Origin of the sequence: Melghirimyces thermohalophilus (genome assembly GCF_900102685.1) — a bacterium.
GTDB lineage: Bacteria > Bacillota > Bacilli > Thermoactinomycetales > DSM-45169 > Melghirimyces > Melghirimyces thermohalophilus.
The window spans coordinates 36,492-55,734 of record NZ_FMZA01000010.1; the positions used below are offsets into that span (position 1 = coordinate 36,492).

The following is a 19,243-nucleotide window of genomic DNA, read 5'->3' on the forward strand; positions in this document are numbered from 1 at the left end:
TATCAGGAGGAGCGTAGTGTGGTGTCAGATGTATTCGGGGAATTGGGTTCTACAAAATTCCAATCGATCCTGCTCAGGATTCATCAAGTTATCGATGAAGAGGGTCTGAAGCCCGGTGACCAGATGCCCTCTGAACGGGCATTGGTGACCCGTCTTCAGGTGGGGCGGTCAACGGTTCGCGAGGCGCTGAGAGCCCTGGAACTTCTCGGGATCATCACCACACGGAGAGGACAGGGCACATTTCTGCAACCTTATCGAAATCATCGTTTGGTAGATTTGCTCGCGTTCTACATCCTGCGGGATCAACGCTCCCGGGATAACCTTCTGGAAATGCGAGTCCTGCTGGAGTCGGGGGCCGTTCGGCTAGCGGCCCAGCGGGCTGATGCCGATCACTTGGCTTCCTTGGAAGAGGCTTGGTCCCGAATGAAGAGACGTGTCGAGGAAGGAAGTGTTCCGGTGGAGGAAGATTATGAGTTTCACCACCAGTTGATGCTTGCTTCCCATAACCATTTGCTGACACGAGCTTGGTATCCCGTGATTCAGTTTGGACAAACGGTACGTGAATCTTCACTAAAACGCCGCGGCCGTCCCGAGGTGGCGCTGCGGGAACATCGGGAAATCTTGGATGCCATCAAAAGACATGACCCCCGCGAAGCGGAAAGGAAGCTGGAAGCTCATCTGACCGCCGCGGGTTTTTTCCGTGTCGAAGGTGAAGAGATTGAATAGATGATCACCAGTTCTCAGATAGCGTTTTGCTTCTCGGCCATCCAGTGTGCTATGATGTGTTTCGTCAAGCAGAACATCGGGGGATTCGCCTTCACGATAAACGGTTCTGCACGGCGGGGGCCGGGGGCCGAGAAAAATTTCAAGTGCAGATGAGGGGTGTAACCGTGTTAAAGGATCTGTTTCGCAAACAGAAAAAGTACGCTACCATTCCTTCGGAGCAGGCAAAAAGAGAGATCCCCGAAGGGATTGTCCTGAAGTGTCCCCGGTGCGGAAACATCGGTTTTGCCAAAGAGTTGGAAAAAAACCTGAAGGTCTGCAAAAACTGCGGTTATCACTTCACCCTGTCTGCACCGGAGCGAATCCGGTTGACGGTGGACGAAGGGAACTTTTTTGAATTCGATTCAGATCTGATTTCTGAGGATCCGTTATCTTTTCCTCATTATAAAGAAAAACTGGAAGCAGACCGCAAAAAAACAGAACAAAACGAAGCGGTGGTTACTGGAGAGGGAACCATCGGCGGTTTCCCCGTAATCGTCGGCGTCATGGACTCCCGCTTTCGAATGGGAAGCATGGGATCGGTTGTCGGCGAAAAGATAGCCCGGGCCGCGGATCGCGCGGCGGTCAAGGGATACCCCTTCGTATTGTTCTCCGCTTCTGGCGGGGCCCGTATGCAGGAGGGGGTTCTCTCCCTGATGCAGATGGCCAAAACCAGTGCAGCCTTAGAGCGGTTGCATGAAAAGCGCCTGCTGTTCGTCTCAGTATTGACCGATCCGACGACCGGCGGTGTCTCCGCCAGTTTCTCCTCTTTGGGTGATATCAACATTGCTGAACCTGGGGCACTGATCGGCTTTGCCGGCAGGCGTGTGATCGAGCAGACGGTTCGGCAAGAACTGCCCGAGGATTTTCAGACCGCCGAATTTCTGTTAAAACACGGGCAACTGGATCAAGTGGTTCACCGCAGAAACATGCGAGAAACCTTGATCCGGATCTTGGATTTCCACAGCGGGGGGGATGGCTATGGCGACCACCAACGGAACCCTTCCCTTTGAGAAGCCGCTCATTGAGCTGAGGGAAAAGATAGAGGAATTGGAGAAATTTACAGAGGAAAAGTCGATCGATCTCAGTGATGAAATTAAAAACTTGGAGGAGAGAGCCCGTCGCTTGGAACGGGAAATCTACGGCAATCTCACTACCTGGCAGAAGGTGCAAATCGCCCGGCATACGTCCCGGCCCACTACCGCTGATTACATCAAACATATTTTCACCGACTTTATGGAGCTCCACGGCGATCGGCTTTATGGTGACGACCCGGCGATTATCGGAGGAATTGCCAAGCTGGACGGTCGACCGGTGACGGTGATCGGACACGAGCGGGGCAAAGATACCAAAGACAAGATCGCCCGCAATTTCGGGCTCCCCCACCCGGAAGGTTACCGGAAAGCCCTGCGGCTGATGCAGCAGGCGGATAAGTTCCGCCGCCCCATCATCTGTTTTGTCGATACCCAAGGCGCGCATCCCGGGGTAGAGGCGGAGGAGCGCGGGCAATCAGAAGCGATCGCCCGCAACCTGAGAGAGATGGCGGGCTTTAGGGTTCCCATCGTCTGCGTCGTGACAGGGGAAGGGGGAAGCGGTGGTGCGCTGGCGATCAGCGTGGGCAACCGCCTGTTGATGCTGGAGCACGCTTATTATTCCGTTATCTCCCCTGAGGGAGCCGCCGCTATTTTGTGGCGGGATGCGGCAAAAGCACAGGAAGCTGCCGAAGCGCTCAAAATATCGGCACAGGATTTGGAAACGCTAGGGGTAGTGGATCAAGTGATCCCCGAACCAAAGGGCGGAGCGCACAAAGATCCCCAATTTCAGGCGGAGAGAATCAAGGACGCGATTACGAACACCTTGAAACCGCTCTTGATGATGGATGGGGAGCAGTTGGTGCAGGATCGCCATCAAAAATTTAGCCAGATCGGGGTCTACCATACCGTGGATTAGTATTCCCACGGTATTCTCTTTTTGTCCCACAGGGACAATAATAGTCCCGGGGGGTCGGATTTTGTTGATTCCATAGGATGAGGTGAACACGATGAATCGTATTGCTGTTTTGACCAGCGGAGGTGATGCGCCAGGTATGAACGCGGCCATTCGTGCCGTGGTTCGTAAGGGTCATCATCACGGGCTGGAAGTGATCGGTGTCCGCCGTGGGTATACCGGTTTGATTCAGGGGGATTTTACGCCCATGGATCTGGGCTCCGTTGGGGATATTATTCACCGAGGAGGTACGGTTCTCTACAGCGATCGCAGCTCTCTATTTAAAACCCCTGAAGGGCAGGCCAGGGCCGTGGAAAATCTTAAAAATGAAGGTATCGACGGGTTGGTGGTGATCGGGGGAGACGGAAGTTTTCGGGGTGCGCAGAAATTGACGCAACAGGGTTTTCCCACTGTCGGCGTTCCCGGTACCATTGACAATGATATCGCTGGAACGGATTACACCATCGGTTTTGATACTGCGGTCAACACGGTGATTAAATGTATCGATCAGATCCGGGATACAGCTACCTCCCATGAACGAACCTATATCGTGGAAGTGATGGGGCGCGACGCAGGGGATATCGCTCTGTGGTCCGGACTGGCCGACGGTGCAGAATCGATCCTAATTCCGGAAGCTCCCCACAATTTGGACGACATTGTTCAGCGCCTGGAGAGGGGGAACCGGCGCGGTAAAAGACACAGTATCATCATTGTGGCCGAAGGAGTCGGCAGCGGGGTGGATATCGGACGTCAGATCAAAGATAAGACCGGGATGGAAACCCGGGTGACTGTGTTGGGCCATATTCAGCGCGGCGGTTCCCCGACCGCCTTTGATCGAGTATTGGCCAGTCGAATGGGGGCCAAAGCGGTGGATCTGTTGATCGACGGAGAGAAGGATCAAATGGTGGCCATTTGCAAAAACGCGATCGTCGGAGTGGACTTTGACAAAGCCTTTTCCATGAAACATCAACCGGACATGGCGATGTACGATTTGGCCGGTATTTTGGCTATATAAAAGGGAGGGCATGGGCATGCGCAGGACCAAAATTGTATGCACGATCGGTCCGACCAGTGAAGAGAAAGAGACCCTTCGAGCATTGGTTCAGGCTGGTATGAATGTGGCTCGGCTCAATTTTTCCCACGGTTCCCATGAGGAGCATCTCCGCCGGATCAAAACCATTCGTGAGGTGGAACAGGAGATGGGCACAAAGGTGGCCATCCTGTTGGATACCAAGGGGCCTGAAATTCGCACCGGGATTCTGAAGGAAGGACAGGTTCAGCTGGAAGCGGGGAAAAAGATCACCTTGACCACAGAAGAGATAGAGGGAGATGCTTCCCGGGTGTCTGTCTCTTACAAGGGGTTGCCCCAAGATGTGAAACCGGGGTCCACCATTTTGGTGGACGATGGCTTGATCAGTCTGAAGGTGGAGGAGATCCAGGGAACCGAGGTTCACTGCCGCATCGAAAACGGCGGGGAATTGAAGAATAAGAAAGGGGTCAATCTGCCGGGGATTTCCGTCAATCTGCCCGGGATCACAGAGAAGGATGAGGCGGATATCCGCTTCGGAATTGAACAACATATCGATTTTATTGCGGCTTCCTTCGTGCGAAAGCCTGATGATGTGTTGGAAATCCGTCAGGTGATTGAAGAGATGGGCGCCGACATCCACATCATTTCCAAGATCGAAAACCGGGAGGGCATTGACAATCTGGATGAGATCCTCGACATCTCTGACGGTGTGATGGTGGCTCGGGGGGATTTAGGTGTGGAAATCCCTGCAGAGGAAGTGCCTGTTCTGCAAAAAGAGATGATCCAGAAATGCAACCACCTGGGGAAACCGGTCATCACGGCCACCCAGATGTTGGACTCCATGCAGCGAAATCCTCGCCCCACCCGTGCGGAGGCAAGCGATATCGCCAATGCTATTTTCGATGGAACGGACGCCATTATGCTGTCCGGTGAAACCGCCAGCGGCAAATATCCGGTGGAAGCGGTACAAACCATGGATCGCATCGCTTCCACCACTGAGGAATCCCTTCAATACGATGATCTATTTCATGACCGGATCCGTGCACTAGAGGTGAGTATCCCCGACTCCATCAGCCAGTCTGTCGTTCACACCGCGGCCGTTTTGAATGCCTCGGCGGTGATCACGTCTACGGAGAGCGGGAAGACCGCCCGTATGGTTTCCAAGTATCGCCCGAAAGCACCGATTTTGGCCGTAACCCGCCATGATCAAGTGATGCGCAAGCTGGCCCTGGTCTGGGGAGTTTATCCTGTAAAAGGCAATCGGGTGGATACCACCGATGAAATGCTCAATACCGCCATCCAGTCGGCTTTGGAGTCCGGTGTGGTCCGCCATGGGGATCTGGTGGTGATTACAGCTGGTGTTCCTGTGGGCCACTCCGGCACGACCAATCTAATGAAGGTGCATGTGATCGGTGATGTATTGGCGAAGGGGCAGGGAGTCGGAAAAAAAGTGCTTACCGGAGAAGTGGTGGTGGGCACTTCCTCCGAAGAAATTCGCTCCAAAATGAGAGACGGAGCTATTCTCGTCACCCGTTCCACCGATAAAGATATGATGGACTCCTTTAAACGAGCATCTGCCGTGATCGTGGAGCAAGGGGGGCTCACCTCCCATGCTGCCGTCGTGGGTCTCAGCCTCGGAGTCCCGGTGGTTGTCGGGGTGCAGAAGGCCACCCGGCTGCTTCAGGACGGGATGCAGGTGACGGTGGATTCTGAGCGTGGTCATATTTATTCCGGCCGTGCCAATGTCCTCTGATCACGAAGAAGAGCGCTGGTTATATACCAGCGCTCTTCTTTATAGAAAACAAACAATGGAACATGGCAAAATGCGGTTTGCATCGATTGGATTGACGGCGGGTTAGATGGTGCGAAGTCGGGGATAGATCCACCAACGAAGCTTCTTTCGCCGTGTTTTGCGCCGCCGCAGTTTCACTGTTCACCCTCCTTTTATCACCTGTGATGTTGATTGTTGTTTCTTGGCATGGTGGCAGGAAACCAAACCGACTTGACCATTCATAATATGTGTGCTTGGCCGTCAGATTATGTAAAGAGACGAGAAGAGCCGAAAATTGTAGATTTATGATATCATAAGGTCGTTTGGAGGTGAGTACAGACAAATGTCGCAACCCAATCGTCATGAAACCGTAATCCGTGTCCGATACCAGGAGACGGACCAAATGGGTGTTGTTCACCACAGCAACTACGCTGTCTGGTTTGAGGTGGGTCGAACGGCTCTGATTCAGGAAATCGGAATTTCCTATGGTGAACTGGAGCGACGGGGGATCCTGCTACCTGTAGTCGATCTTCACTGTCGCTTCAACCTCCCGGCTCGGTATGAGGAAGAAGTCCGCATTGTAACCAGGATCCGTGAGATGAGGGGGCCGAAAATAACCTTCAGCTACGAAGTGCGCCGATTGACAGACGATGTGCTGCTCGCCCGAGGCGAGACGATTCATCTGTGGACGGACCGGGAGATGAAACGTTTTAACCTGGAGCACCGGGAACCGGAACTCTTCCGTAAACTGCAAACTTTACACCAGCCATCGGAGGAATGAGTCATGTTGCGTCTGATCATCCTGTTGTTGATTATCGTTCCCGCCCTGGAAATCTGGGGGTTGGTCACTGTGGGAAACCTCATCGGCGCCTGGCCGACGGTCTTGTTAGTGATTGCGACCGGTATTGCCGGGGGTACTCTCGCTCGTCGTGAAGGGGTTTCCACCCTCCGCCTGGCTCAGCTGCAACTCTCCCGGGGTGAATTGCCCGGGGAGGCGATGCTGGACGGTGTCTGCATATTGGGGGGAGGGTTGTTGCTGCTGACCCCAGGCTTTTTTACCGATATCGTTGGGATCCCGCTGTTGCTCCCCTACACCCGAGGGATCGTCAAATGGTGGGTCAAACGGCAGTTGACCCGGATGATCGGGGAGGGGCGTGTCTTTTGGCATGTGCGGCGGCGCTAGAGATGCCCGGGAAGGTCGCTGCAAGAAGCTTGAAAGAAGGGCCTTGACCTGTGGGCATCTAAAATCATTCGGTTTCTGCAACCGAGGGCGGCGGCTTATGGCGGATCCCTTCTACAACCCTTCTCAAAAATCAGGAGCGGTTTTTCAGCGATCCGCGCATAATAAAGTGCCACAAATCGATAAAAACGCCTGCGCGATGAAGGGCGATCAGGATGACGGCGACTACAGGGCCGACGATCAAACCGAAAACCCCGATCAGTTTCAAACCTGTAAACAGAGCAATTAAGGTGAGCAAGGGATTTAATCCGATGTTGGTGGCAACCAGTTTGGGTTCCAGGAACTGGCGAACCACGACGATGATCAAGTAAAGGATAGCGATGGCTAGGCCGAGCCGGGGGTCACCGGTCAGGAGGAGAAAGCCCGACCAAGGAACGAGGACCGCCCCTACACCGAAATAAGGCAAAAGATCCACAGCGCCGATGATTAGGGCCAGCGTGAGGGCGTAGTCCATTCCCATCAAATTGAGACCAAACCAGACGATGATCCCGGTGATCAGGACCAGGGTTAATTGAGCCCGGACAAAACCAAACAATGCCTTGCGCAAATCATGGAAGATCAATCCGCCGGTCCGTTGGATCCGTTTCGGAATGAGACGTAAGATCCCGCTTCGCAGTCTCGGCCAATCCAACCCGATAAAGAGGGAAGCCAGAACGATGAAGATAAGCACAGTCGCATAGTACGGGAGATTGCTCAAAAAGGAGCCGATCCCGGCCAGAATGTCGGTGATCAACTGCGTCCCTTTATTGGTGATCACTCCGAGATTATCCCGAATGCCATTCATGATTTCCGAGCTTTGTTCAGGGTTTTTTTGCATGTACTCCTGGATGACATGGATCATGCGACTCAGTTCTGTATCTTCATGAACAAATGTGTCCAACAAATAATCGTTGATGCGATTAATAAAACCGGGCAGGTGCTCCGCCAATTTTGTCAGTTCTACGACAATTCTCGACACTAGAAAAATCATCAGGCTCAAGAGGGTGCCGATGACGAGGAGCAGCATAAGACTGACCCCGGCCCAACGAGGAAGACGGACCTTCGTTTCCAGCCAGCGGACTAGCGGTTCAACCAACATGGCGATTACCCAGCCGATTAAAAATGGGTAGAGGAGTGGTATGGCAAACCGCAATACATAATAAACGATGACAGCTGTTGTAATGACTAATATGGCACGGAGAGCGATCCTGAAAGCCGTTTCGCGGTCCATGTGGAATCTCCTTCCTGTCTATGGTTCCCGTCATTTCATCCTTCCCTCGATCACAGTGGTTCAGCCGAGAACTCCTCTTTATTGTATAAAAAAACGGTGAAAAAACCCAGTGATTCGGCCATGGTCAGAAACGAAACGGTTATGGTCTGTTCTTGGCGTAGGAGAAGTCACCATGTTTTATGGGTACCCATCATGATGATAACGTTTTTTTTTTGTGGTAAACTAGAATAGGCGAAACAGGGCACCAAAGGCAGCTTGTATTTCAGCACTGGAACCGGTCCATCGCAGAGCAGCGGCCTCAGGGTTCTACTTATTGTTCATTTTGTTCATTTCGGCAAAGCGCCCGTCAACAGGGGAAGTTTTGCAGGAGCGCTTTGTTTCTGTTAATGAATAAAAATTCACAGCATTGATGTTTCATTTCGAATGAAGCACGCCTAGCAGTGCCCGTACACCATAACCAACTGTAAAGGAGCGATTGCCATGTCGGTTGCGAAGGGATTGGAGGGTGTTGTAGCTCTCACTTCGGAGATCAGCTCGATCGTGGATGGCGTATTGAGCTATCGCGGGATTAACATCGATGAATTGGCTGATAACGCCAATTTTGAGGAAGTGATGTTTCTCCTCTGGAACGGCCGCCTGCCCAAGCAGGATGAGCTGGATCAGTTGAAAAAACAATTGGGTGCTTCAGCTGAGCTTCCCCCAGAGGTGCTGGAGCAGTTGAAAGCATTTCCGAAGGATATTCACCCGATGGCAGCCCTTCGGACGGCGGTGTCCGCTTTGGGCATGTACGATGCCGAGGCGGATGATAACAGCCACGAAGCCAATCAGCGGAAAGCAATAAGCCTGGCTGCCAAACTGCCGACCATCGTTGCTGCTCTGTTCCGCCTTGAAAAGGGTCTGGAACCCGTCTCGCCTCGCCCTGAATACAGTCATGCCGAGAATTTCGTTTATATGTTACATGGCAAGGAGCCGGATGAGACGGCGGTCAAGGCGATTGACAAGGCGTTGATCTTGCACGCCGATCACGAGCTAAACGCTTCCACCTTTGCATCCCGTGTGACAACGGCGACCCTTTCTGACATGTATTCGGCTATCACCACAGCGATCGGCACCTTGAAAGGTCCCCTTCACGGAGGTGCCAACGAACGGGTGATGGCCATGTTGGAAGAAGAGATCGTTACGCTGGACCAGGTAGAACCAGTGATCCAGCGCAAGTTGGATAACAAGGAAAAGATTATGGGTTTTGGCCATCGCGTCTACAAAGATGGGGACCCCCGGGCCAAACACCTGAAGGAAATGTCCCGTCAGCTGTCTGAGTCGACGGGGGATCGCAAGTGGTATGAAATGTCCATGAAGGTGAACGAGCTGGTTGAGGCGAAAAAAGGATTGAAACCCAATGTGGACTTCTATTCTGCTTCCACTTATGCTTATCTTGGGATTCCGCGTAAGCTGTTTACCCCGATTTTTGCCATCAGTCGTGTAACAGGCTGGACCGCCCATGTTCTCGAACAGTATGCCGATAACCGTCTGATCCGTCCCCGCGCCGAATACACGGGGCCGGTTAACCAATCCTACCTCCCGATTGAAAAAAGATAAAAAAGCGGGAACATCAATCCTTCCCGTTGAGAAGGAAAAGGAGTGTTTTTTATGACACGGTTTGAAGCACCTCAGGCAGGAGAAAAGATTACGGTAGAAAACGGAGAACTTCGAGTACCGGATCGTCCGATCATCCCCTTCATCGAGGGGGACGGCACAGGCCCGGATATCTGGGCAGCCGCTCGCCGTGTCCTGGATGCCGCTGTAGATAAAGCATACGACTCCAAAAGAAAAATTGAATGGATGGAAATTTTCGCTGGGGAAAAAGCTTATAATCAACTAGGTAAATGGTTGCCGGAAGAAACCCTGGAGGCGATTCGCGAATACTTTGTCGCCATCAAAGGGCCTTTGACCACGCCGGTCGGAGGGGGAATTCGCTCCCTTAACGTGGCTCTGCGCCAAGAGTTAGATCTGTTTGTCTGCCTGCGCCCTGTTCGCTATTTTTCCGGTGTACCCTCTCCCGTCAAGCGACCGGAACAAGTTGATATGGTGATTTTCCGCGAAAACTCCGAAGACATCTATGCCGGCATCGAGTGGGAAGCGGAAACGGCTGATGCCCAAAAAGTGATTCGCTTTTTGCAAGATGAGATGGGTGTGAAGAAAATCCGTTTTCCTGAAACATCGGGAATCGGTATCAAGCCTGTCTCCAGGGAAGGAACGGAGCGTCTGGTACGGGCGGCGATCCAATACGCTCTGGATAACGGCCGCAAAAGCGTCACCCTGGTCCATAAAGGCAATATCATGAAGTTTACCGAAGGCTCCTTCAAAAACTGGGGTTACGAACTGGCGGAACGGGAATTCGGTGATAAGGTGTTCACCTGGCGGCAATACGATGAGGTGGCAGAGAAGGAAGGGCGGGAAGCTGCCAACCGAGCGCAATCTGAAGCGGAAGCCGCTGGTAAGTTGATTGTGAAAGATTCCATCGCCGATGCCTTCCTGCAGCAAATTTTAACTCGTCCCGCGGAATATGATGTGATTGCCACCCTCAACCTGAACGGCGATTATGTATCCGACGCTCTGGCTGCTCAGGTGGGTGGTATCGGTATCGCACCTGGCGCCAATATTAACTCGCAAACCGGCCATGCAATCTTTGAAGCTACCCACGGTACCGCTCCCAAATACGCGGGGATGGATAAGGTGAACCCCGGTTCCGTGATCCTCTCCGGCGTATTGATGCTGGAACACTTGGGATGGCAAGAAGCTGCGGACCGGATCTACCGGGCCATGGATAAGACGATCAGCGAGAAGCAGGTTACTTATGATTTTGCGCGTTTGATGGAAGGTGCAACCGAACTCAAATGTTCGGAATTTGCCACGAAGCTGATTGAAAACCTGTGATGCTTCGTGTGAATGGAGGGTCTTACCGTGTCCATTCGCAGAAATAAAATTTCTGTTATCGGCAGTGGTTTTACAGGAGCTACGACGGCCTTGATGTTGGCCCAGAAGGAGCTGGGCGACGTGGTTTTGGTCGATATTCCTCAGGCAGAGGGTCCGACAAGAGGGAAGGCGTTGGACATGTTGGAATCCACCCCGGTTCAGGGGGTCGATGCGCGAATTGTCGGCACCGTCGACTATAAAGATACCGAAGGATCCGATCTGGTGATCATCACCGCTGGTGTAGCCCGCAAACCGGGGATGAGCCGGGATGACTTGGTCAGCACCAATGCCAAGATCATGCGTTCGGTTACCCAAGAAGTAGTGAAGTACTCTCCAGAGACGACGATCCTGGTATTAACCAACCCGGTGGATGCCATGACTCTGGAAGTGTTTCGCACTTCCGGCTTTCCAAAAAACCGGGTAATCGGCCAGTCCGGTGTCCTGGACACTGCCCGCTTTCGCACCTTTATCGCTCAGGAGTTGAACATTTCCGTGGAAGATGTGACCGGCTTTGTGCTGGGTGGCCACGGAGACGATATGGTTCCGTTGGTCCGGTACTCCTACGCTGGTGGTATACCGCTGGAGAAATGGCTGTCCAAGGAGCGTCTGAAGGAGATCGTGGAACGAACTCGTAAAGGCGGCGGCGAAATCGTCAGTTTGTTGGGCAACGGAAGCGCCTACTACGCTCCCGCTGCTTCCCTGGTGGAGATGGCGGAAGCCATTCTCAAGGATAAGCGTCGGATCCTACCGGCCATCGCTTATCTTGAAGGGGAATACGGCTACCGGGATCTTTACCTCGGTGTTCCGGTCATTTTGGGTAAAAACGGCATCGAAAGAGTGATCGAGCTTGACCTAACCGAGGAAGAAAAGAAAGAGCTGGATCAATCTGCCGATTCGGTGCGAAAAGTGATGAAGTTGCTCAATTGAGCAGGAAGCCCGGGTAAGACCGGGCTTTTTTGTTGGGGAAACTGTAAAGTTTTTCCTGACATCGATTCTGGGGACTTTACTCAAACGGCAGATGGTGTACCATGGGAAGTGAATGAACAAGATACGGTGAGAAAAAATAGAGAGGGGTTACCGCTAGTGCCTCTTCCGGAAATGATACAGTTTCTATTGAATCTTATAAGTGGAATAAGTATCTGAAGGGGCACCATAATCATTCCAGTATATGGGAGATCGATGAAGCGGGGGATCAAACATGGACAAAAAAGTATTGGTGGTTGACGACGAACCCTCCATCGTGAAGCTGGTTCAATTCAATTTGGAAAAGGACGGCTATCAGGTGGAAGTTGCTACTGACGGGGAAATGGCCTTGGACAAGGTGAAAGAGGCTGTTCCCGATTTGGTGGTGCTTGACCTGATGCTGCCCAAAGTGGACGGGTTGGAGGTTTGCAAACAGTTGCGGAAGAAGAGCCGGCATATCCCGATTTTGATGCTGACGGCCAAAACCGAGGAGTTTGACAAAGTGCTCGGCCTGGAGCTGGGTGCGGATGATTATATGACCAAACCCTTTAGCCCCCGGGAGCTGGTGGCTCGGATCAAAGCGATATTCCGCCGGATGGAAGCCGTTCAGGCCAAAGGGACCCCAAAGGAAGAAGGGCTGAAAATCGGCGATCTTCAGATCGACACAGAGGGGTACGAGGTGCTCAGAAAGGGAGAACCGATCGACTTGACGCCCAAAGAATTTGAGCTTTTGGTCTATCTGGCCAATCATCGGGGCAAGGTGCTCTCCCGGGATCAATTGTTGAATGCCGTTTGGGATTACGACTATATCGGGGATACACGGATTGTCGACGTCCACGTTAGCCACCTGCGGGAAAAGGTGGAGGAGGACTCCCGCAATCCGCTCTATATTAAAACCGTTCGCGGAATCGGGTACAAATTTGAAGGTCCGAAGGAATCATGAGATCTGTTCGTAATCGGTTAACCTGGATGTTTCTCCTCGTCATCGCCACATCCGTCCTGGGGACGGGGATCTTTGTCGCGCTGTTGTTGAAAGCCTCCTATTTGGATTCGTTGACGGACCGTCTCGGCAAAGAAGGACGTCTTCTGGTCGATACCCTCAACTGGGAAGAAGCGCTGGAGAAACCGGCGCTTTTTCAACAGCAGGCGATCAAATTCAGCCGTTCCCTGGATGCCCGGGTCACCCTGATCGATCACGATGGAGAGGTGTTGGGGGATTCGTCCAAGCCCCCTCGTGAGCTGGGCAATCTGAAACACCACCGCCCAGTGGCCCGGGCACTACAGGCGGAATCCAAAGGGAATTATGACAGTGTCACCACCCATGATAAACTGTATGTCTTCATTCCGGTGGTGAAAGGAAGAGGCGGGGATACCCAGGTTTTGGGGGCGGTTCGTCTGGCTCTGGAGTTGGAAACGATTGATAAAAGCCTGAGCCAGGTATTGGTCTCCCTCACCTTGGGACTTCTATTCTCTTTTGTCTTTGGAGCTTTCATGAGTTCCCGCATCGCTCTACATATCACCCGTCCCATTGAAGAAATCACCCAAGTTGCGGTGGATATCGCCCGGAATAAATTGCATCGCCGGGTGCCGGTCAAACAGAGGGATGAGATTGGCCGGCTGGCTACAGCTATCAACCGAATGGCAGCGGGTCTCCGTTACCAGCTGGAGACCATCCGTAAAAACGAACGCCGCTTGACCAGTGTGATCGAAACCATGGAGAGTGGACTGCTGTTGGTGGATTCCGAGGAAAAGATTACCTTGGCTAACCAAGCGATTCACCGCTTTTTTAAGTTGAAGGGGCCTCTGTTGAACAAATCCCTGTCGGACCGGGCTGTTTTCCACGATCTGTATCGGTTGTATCGCAAATGCCTGCAGACCGGTGAGCAAGTGAAGGAGGAGCTTCACCTTTATTATCCGGAAGAACGGATGATGGAAGCCAACCTCACCCCCATCCACGGAGAAAGAGGGGGGATGGGTGTTGTTGTGGTTTTACATGATATTACGGCGATTCGCAGGTTGGAAAAAATGCGGACAGAATTTGTGGCCAATGTCTCCCATGAGTTAAAGACGCCGGTCACCTCTTTGCGGGGCTTTGCGGAAACCCTGCTTGAGGGGAACGTCGATGATCCGGAAATGAGACGGGAATTCCTTGGGATTATTCAAGCGGAAAGTCTCCGCCTCGAAAGGCTGATCGGGGACTTGTTGGACCTCTCTCGGATCGAGTCGCGCAAAATGAGCCTTGATTTAGAGAGAATAGGGGTGCGGGATCTGATCCAAACCGTATCTAAAACCGTGGAAGATGGGATGAAAAAACATGAGCTTACCTTCCAGATCGAAGTGGAGGAGAATTTTCAAGTTCAGGTGGACAAGGATCGGTTTTCCCAGATTTTAATCAATCTCCTGTCCAACTCCATGGCCTATACGCCCCGGGGCGGGGAGGTGATCGTATCCGCCGGCAAAGAAAAAGATCATTGGTGGATCCGGGTGGCGGATACGGGAATCGGAATCCCGGAAGAAGATGTATCCCGTATCTTTGAGCGTTTTTATCGGGTGGATAAAGCGCGTTCCCGGGAGTCCGGAGGAACGGGTTTGGGATTGGCGATCGTCAAACATCTGGTGGAGGCCCATGAGGGTAAGATCCACGTAGACAGTCAGGTAGGGGAAGGGACCGCGATCACACTCTCCTTTCCCCGTTGAGATATAGGATTCTGATTTTTAGCAGCCCCGCAGGGGCTTTTTTGTTACAGAATGTTAACATCGAATTTAATCAAAGATTTACAATCCATTTAAGCCAAGACAATAGTCGCGATTTATAGTGGAAATGGTTTAACAAAAGACTAGTCAATCGAGAGCTAAATCTCTAGGGGGGCGACGTTGTGAAGTTGAGAAAGAGTTTGCAAGCGGCAGGCGCTCTGGTACTTTCTCTATCTTTGGTTGTCGGTTGTTCATCGAACAACCCCAACGCGAAAGAAAATGGAGGCGGCCTCAGCGGAAAAATTCAAATAGATGGCTCCAGCACCGTTTACCCCGTTTCTCAAGCGGTGGCTGAAGAGTTTATGAAGAAGAACCCGGGGGTCAACATCACCGTTTCTCAATCCGGAACCGGTGGCGGTTTTGAAAAATGGGCCAAGCAAGAGACCGACCTCTCTGACGCTTCCCGCCAGATCAAAGAAGAAGAAAAGAAAAATGCTGAAAAAGCCGGCCTCGATCCGATTGAAGTTCCGGTGGCCAAAGACGGCATCACGGTGGTGGTCAACAAAGAGAACGATTTTGTGGACAAACTGACCGTGGAACAGTTGAAGAAAATCTGGGAACCCAACAGCAAGGTGAAAACCTGGAAGGATGTCAACCCCGAATGGCCGGACGAACCGATCCAACTGTACGGTCCAGGGACCTCTTCCGGTACCTTTGACTACTTCACGGAGGAAATCGTCGGAGAAGAGGGGAAAAGTCGCACCGACTACACCCAGTCCGAGGATGACAACACCCTGGTTCAGGGCGTGACCGGTGACAAAAATGCCCTCGGTTACTTCGGTTATGCTTACTACAAAGAGAATAAAGAGAAGTTGAAAGCTGTCCCAATCGATGCCGGTAAAGGCGCTGTAACACCGACCGATGAAACGATTCAGAGCGGCAAATACACACCGCTTTCCCGTCCCATCTACGTCTATGCTAGTAAACAAGCCATGGAAAAAGAGCATATTAAGAAATTTATGGAGTTCTATCTGACGGAAGGGAAAGAGCTGGTGCCGAAAGTTGGCTTTGTTCCGCTGAAGGATGAGAAATACCAGGCCAGCTTGAAAGAGCTCGGTATTGAGTAAAGGGCGACAGCTCTTTTGCAACAAAGGATGCATGGGGTGTGTGGCCGTCCCGTCTGGGGCTGTGCCACACTTTCCCATGTTTAAGAGAGGAGCGAAAAGATATGAAAACTGCTGGATCGGTGGGATTGGATCGCTTCCGAAAACAGCGTACCTTACGCACCGCATGGGAAGGGATGATTCCCAAGCTGCTCATGGTCTGCGCTCTGGTGTCCGTTTTGACTACCATCGGTATTGTTTTCACCCTGATCAAGGAGACGGCATCCTTTTTTCAGGATGTCCCTTTTCTCCACTTTATCACGGGTACCGAATGGACGGCACTGTTTAGCGGGGCACAGCAACAATTTGGTGTATTGCCGCTGATCAGCGGGACGATGTTGGTGACGGTGGGGGCGGCCGTGGTGGCAATTCCTCTCGGTCTTTTTTCCGCCATCTACCTGAGTGAATATGCTCCTGACAAAGTCCGTCGCATTTTGAAGCCGGTTCTGGAGATTTTGGCTGGGATTCCCACTGTGGTCTACGGCTTTTTCGCTTTTACTTTTATCACGCCATTATTGAAGAATTTCATTCCGCAAATCAGCTCTTTCAATGCCTTGAGTGCAAGCATCGTTGTTGGAATTATGATCATTCCCATGATCGCTTCGCTGTCGGAAGATGCCATGAGCTCCGTACCTCGCGGCGTTCGGGAGGCGGCCTATGCGATGGGCTCCACCCGGCTGGAAGTGGCGATGAAAGTGGTGGTGCCGGCGGCATTGTCAGGGATTATCGCCTCCTTTGTGCTTGGCATTTCTCGGGCCATCGGTGAAACGATGATTGTGACCATCGCCGCCGGTGCGACACCGACTATGTCCTTGGATCCCACCCAATCGATCCAGACGATGACCGCCTACATGGTGCAGGCCGCTTCGGGAGACATCAGTTATGGCACCACGGCTTACAAATCCATTTATGCGGTGGGCATGACCTTGTTTATCTTTACCATGATCATGAACCTGTTTGCCCAATATATCTCCCGCCGCTTTAAGGAGGAATACTGATGGGTGCGGAAGAAGCGATGGTCCGTCAGGGCAGCAACCGGACCGCCCCGACCAAATCAGCGACGAACAGCTCTGGACGCGTCGTTTTCCGTCGGTTGAAGAACCGGATCGCCCATGGGCTGTTCCTATTGGCCACGTTAGTCGGTGTGGTGGTATTGGCTGTACTTTTATTCGATATCTTTAAAACCGGCTGGAAATGGCTGAGCCTCGATCTGCTCAACAATTTTTCTTCCCGTTTCCCCGAAGAATCCGGGGTGAAAGCGCCCCTGTGGGGATCCCTCTGGTTGATTGCGGTTACCGCTCCGCTCACATTTATCTTTGGTGTAGGGACGGCCATCTATTTGGAAGAGTACGCAAAACAGAATGGGTTTACGCGGATGATTCAACTGAACATCAGCAACTTGGCCGGCGTTCCCTCCATCGTATTCGGGATCTTGGGTCTCACTCTGTTTGCCCGGGGTTTGCAACTGGGACAAAGTGTGCTGGCCGGGGCCTTGACCATGACCCTGCTGATTCTGCCGATCGTGATTGTGTCCGCCCGGGAAGCGATCGCCAGCGTGCCCTCTTCCCTGCGCCAAGCTTCTTTCGCCATGGGGGCCACCCGGTGGCAGACCATTTCCAAGGTGGTTCTTCCCTACTCCATGCCGGGGATCATGACTGGAACCATCCTGGCACTCTCCCGGGCCGTCGGTGAGACGGCTCCCCTGATCATGGTGGGGGCGGTCACCTTTATCTATTTCACACCGGGGAATGTATTTGATTCCTTCACAGTGTTGCCGATTCAGATCTATACCTGGACCGGTTTGCCGAAAGAAGAATTTCAGCAGCTGGCGGCGGCAGGGATCATCGTGCTGTTGGCTATCCTGCTGACCATGAATGCGCTGGCGATTATCCTGCGGAATAAATTTCAACGGAGAGACGGTTAAGGGGGTAACGATCCATGGCAGAACAGAGCGTGCTGACAAAACCGGCGATCCAGGTGGAGGATCTAGATCTTTACTACGGTGATCATCAGGCCTTGTACAATATCGCTTTGGAAGTGGAAGAAAACTCGGTGACGGCCTTAATCGGTCCGTCCGGATGTGGAAAATCCACTTTCCTTCGCACACTCAACCGAATGAACGATTTGATTCCCGGCGTTAAAATTGACGGGAAGATCCGGTTGTACGGTGAAGACATCTATGATCGAAAAGTGGATGTGGAGATGCTTCGCAAGCAGGTGGGGATGGTGTTTCAAACGCCTAACCCCTTTCCCAAAAGCATTTACGATAATATCGCCTACGGGCCCCGAATTCACGGGATCCGCAGCAAAAAGCAGCTGGATGAGATCGTGGAACGGAGTCTGCGGCAAGCGGCGCTGTGGGATGAAGTGAAAGACCGCCTTAAAGACCGCGCTACCGGCCTGTCCGGCGGACAGCAGCAGCGCCTCTGCATCGCCCGGGCATTGGCGGTGGAACCGGAAATTGTGCTGATGGACGAACCCACCTCTGCCCTGGATCCGATTTCCACGTCCAAGATCGAAGAATTGCTCGGAGAATTAAAAGAAAAATACACGATTGTGATTGTCACCCACAATATGCAGCAGGCGGCCCGCGTTTCCGATAAGACTGCTTTCTTCCTGAACGGGGAATTGGTTGAGTATGGCGAGACGGACACCTTGTTCTCCAACCCGAGTAACTCGAAGACTGAGGACTATATCACCGGCCGCTTCGGTTGAGGAAAGGAGTCTGATCGGTGATTCGACAATTTGATACTTCCCTGAAGGAAGTGAAGCATCTCCTGCTGGATATGGGTGAAAAGCTGGAGATTGCCATTAACAAGGCAGTCAAATCCCTATCCCGGCTGGATGTGGATATGGCGAGGGATGTTTTGAACAATGATCAGGCGATTGACGAGATGGAGAACCGGATCGATGATAAAGTGGCGACGCTGATCGCCACCCAGCAGCCGGTGGCCAAGGATCTACGCAAACTGATCTCCGCCCTTAAAATCGCCTCCGATATGGAGCGGATGGCTGACTTGGCTACAAATATCGCGGAGGTCACGCTTCACTTTGTGGAAAACGACCTGAAATTGTTTAAGGAACTGAAGGACATCTCGGAGATGGCCCGGATTACGCAAAATATGGTCCATGACGGGATCAACAGTTATATCGATGGTAATGTGGACCTGTCTAAAAAGATGGCGGAAACCGACGATCAGGTGGACAAGCTGTATGAGAGAATCGTCAAGGAACTGTTGGAGGATATGATTCAAGAACAGAAATTTACGGAGGTTTCCCTCCGCCTCTGCTTTGTGGCCCGCTATCTGGAACGGATTGCTGATCACGCCACCAATGTTGCGGAAAGCGTCGTCTATATCGAGACCGGAAAACGGGAAGATTTAAACTGACCGCCAATACAAAGAGGCAGCCGATACGGATCGGCTGCCTCTCTTTGATGGAGAAAGCCACG

At 52.4% G+C, this 19,243-nt stretch carries 18 protein-coding genes; 17 read left to right on the forward strand and 1 reads right to left on the reverse strand.

Features of this window, described 5'->3' with window-relative positions; genetic code table 11:
* Positions 1-18 precede the first annotated feature (18 nt).
* From BLP91_RS08960 to BLP91_RS08990, 7 genes are all read left to right on the forward strand, one after another.
* Positions 19-726 carry a FadR/GntR family transcriptional regulator gene (locus BLP91_RS08960; RefSeq protein WP_245662212.1) on the forward strand — a complete coding sequence of 236 codons (708 nt, stop codon included), beginning with the start codon at positions 19-21 and terminating at the stop codon, positions 724-726.
* A 164-nt stretch (positions 727-890) separates the two neighbouring features.
* Entirely contained in the window at positions 891-1,775 is an 885-nt protein-coding gene (gene accD, locus BLP91_RS08965) for an acetyl-CoA carboxylase, carboxyltransferase subunit beta (protein WP_091570058.1), read from the forward strand.
* Complete coding sequence (locus BLP91_RS08970) at positions 1,744-2,712, forward strand: acetyl-CoA carboxylase carboxyltransferase subunit alpha (RefSeq protein ID WP_091569864.1); 969 nt, start codon at positions 1,744-1,746, stop codon at positions 2,710-2,712. Before accD ends, BLP91_RS08970 begins: the two co-directional genes overlap by 32 nt.
* Before the next feature lie 91 nt (positions 2,713-2,803).
* A complete protein-coding gene (gene pfkA / locus BLP91_RS08975; protein WP_091569867.1) occupies positions 2,804-3,763 on the forward strand; it encodes a 6-phosphofructokinase in 960 nt (319 codons plus the stop codon).
* Between the two features lie 16 nt (positions 3,764-3,779).
* On the forward strand, positions 3,780-5,531 hold the full coding sequence (gene pyk, locus BLP91_RS08980; RefSeq protein ID WP_091569869.1) for a pyruvate kinase: 1,752 nt from the start codon (positions 3,780-3,782) through the stop codon (positions 5,529-5,531).
* A 361-nt stretch (positions 5,532-5,892) separates the two neighbouring features.
* Positions 5,893-6,330: an acyl-CoA thioesterase gene (locus BLP91_RS08985; RefSeq protein ID WP_091569872.1), complete on the forward strand. Its 438-nt coding sequence runs from the start codon at positions 5,893-5,895 to the stop codon at positions 6,328-6,330.
* A gap of 3 nt (positions 6,331-6,333) precedes the next feature.
* Positions 6,334-6,732, forward strand: a complete 399-nt coding sequence (locus tag BLP91_RS08990) for an FxsA family protein (RefSeq protein WP_091569875.1) — start codon at positions 6,334-6,336, stop codon at positions 6,730-6,732.
* A 130-nt stretch (positions 6,733-6,862) separates the two neighbouring features.
* Here the strand turns inward: BLP91_RS08990 and ytvI are convergent, their stop codons facing one another.
* Positions 6,863-7,999, reverse strand: a complete 1,137-nt coding sequence (gene ytvI / locus BLP91_RS08995; protein WP_091569877.1) for a sporulation integral membrane protein YtvI — start codon at positions 7,997-7,999, stop codon at positions 6,863-6,865.
* A 480-nt stretch (positions 8,000-8,479) separates the two neighbouring features.
* Here ytvI and BLP91_RS09000 point away from each other — a divergent pair, with 480 nt between their 5' ends.
* The 10 genes from BLP91_RS09000 (at position 8,480) to phoU (ending at position 19,181) form a co-directional block, all read left to right on the forward strand.
* Positions 8,480-9,595 (forward strand): citrate synthase, encoded by a 1,116-nt coding sequence (locus BLP91_RS09000; RefSeq protein WP_091569880.1) that lies wholly within the window; start codon positions 8,480-8,482, stop codon positions 9,593-9,595.
* Positions 9,596-9,646: 51 nt separating this feature from the next.
* Entirely contained in the window at positions 9,647-10,933 is a 1,287-nt protein-coding gene (gene icd, locus BLP91_RS09005; RefSeq protein ID WP_091569882.1) for an NADP-dependent isocitrate dehydrogenase, read from the forward strand.
* A gap of 27 nt (positions 10,934-10,960) precedes the next feature.
* Positions 10,961-11,899: a malate dehydrogenase gene (gene mdh, locus BLP91_RS09010; RefSeq protein ID WP_091569885.1), complete on the forward strand. Its 939-nt coding sequence runs from the start codon at positions 10,961-10,963 to the stop codon at positions 11,897-11,899.
* Between the two features lie 271 nt (positions 11,900-12,170).
* On the forward strand, positions 12,171-12,878 hold the full coding sequence (locus BLP91_RS09015; protein WP_091569887.1) for a response regulator transcription factor: 708 nt from the start codon (positions 12,171-12,173) through the stop codon (positions 12,876-12,878).
* Positions 12,875-14,632 (forward strand): two-component system histidine kinase PnpS, encoded by a 1,758-nt coding sequence (gene pnpS, locus BLP91_RS09020; RefSeq protein ID WP_091569890.1) that lies wholly within the window; start codon positions 12,875-12,877, stop codon positions 14,630-14,632. The genes BLP91_RS09015 and pnpS overlap by 4 nt, the downstream gene beginning before the upstream one ends.
* A gap of 179 nt (positions 14,633-14,811) precedes the next feature.
* On the forward strand, positions 14,812-15,756 hold the full coding sequence (locus tag BLP91_RS09025) for a PstS family phosphate ABC transporter substrate-binding protein (RefSeq protein ID WP_245662213.1): 945 nt from the start codon (positions 14,812-14,814) through the stop codon (positions 15,754-15,756).
* Positions 15,757-15,857: 101 nt separating this feature from the next.
* Complete coding sequence (gene pstC, locus BLP91_RS09030) at positions 15,858-16,790, forward strand: phosphate ABC transporter permease subunit PstC (RefSeq protein WP_091569893.1); 933 nt, start codon at positions 15,858-15,860, stop codon at positions 16,788-16,790.
* Positions 16,790-17,716, forward strand: coding sequence for a phosphate ABC transporter permease PstA (gene pstA / locus BLP91_RS09035; protein ID WP_245662214.1), 927 nt, complete (start codon positions 16,790-16,792; stop codon positions 17,714-17,716). Before pstC ends, pstA begins: the two co-directional genes overlap by 1 nt.
* 14 nt (positions 17,717-17,730) lie before the next feature.
* The gene (gene pstB / locus BLP91_RS09040; RefSeq protein WP_091569895.1) at positions 17,731-18,507 is read left to right on the forward strand and encodes a phosphate ABC transporter ATP-binding protein PstB; all 777 of its coding nucleotides are present in this window, start codon (positions 17,731-17,733) and stop codon (positions 18,505-18,507) included.
* 17 nt (positions 18,508-18,524) lie between these two features.
* The gene (phoU, locus tag BLP91_RS09045; protein ID WP_091569898.1) at positions 18,525-19,181 is read left to right on the forward strand and encodes a phosphate signaling complex protein PhoU; all 657 of its coding nucleotides are present in this window, start codon (positions 18,525-18,527) and stop codon (positions 19,179-19,181) included.
* Positions 19,182-19,243: the final 62 nt, after the last annotated feature.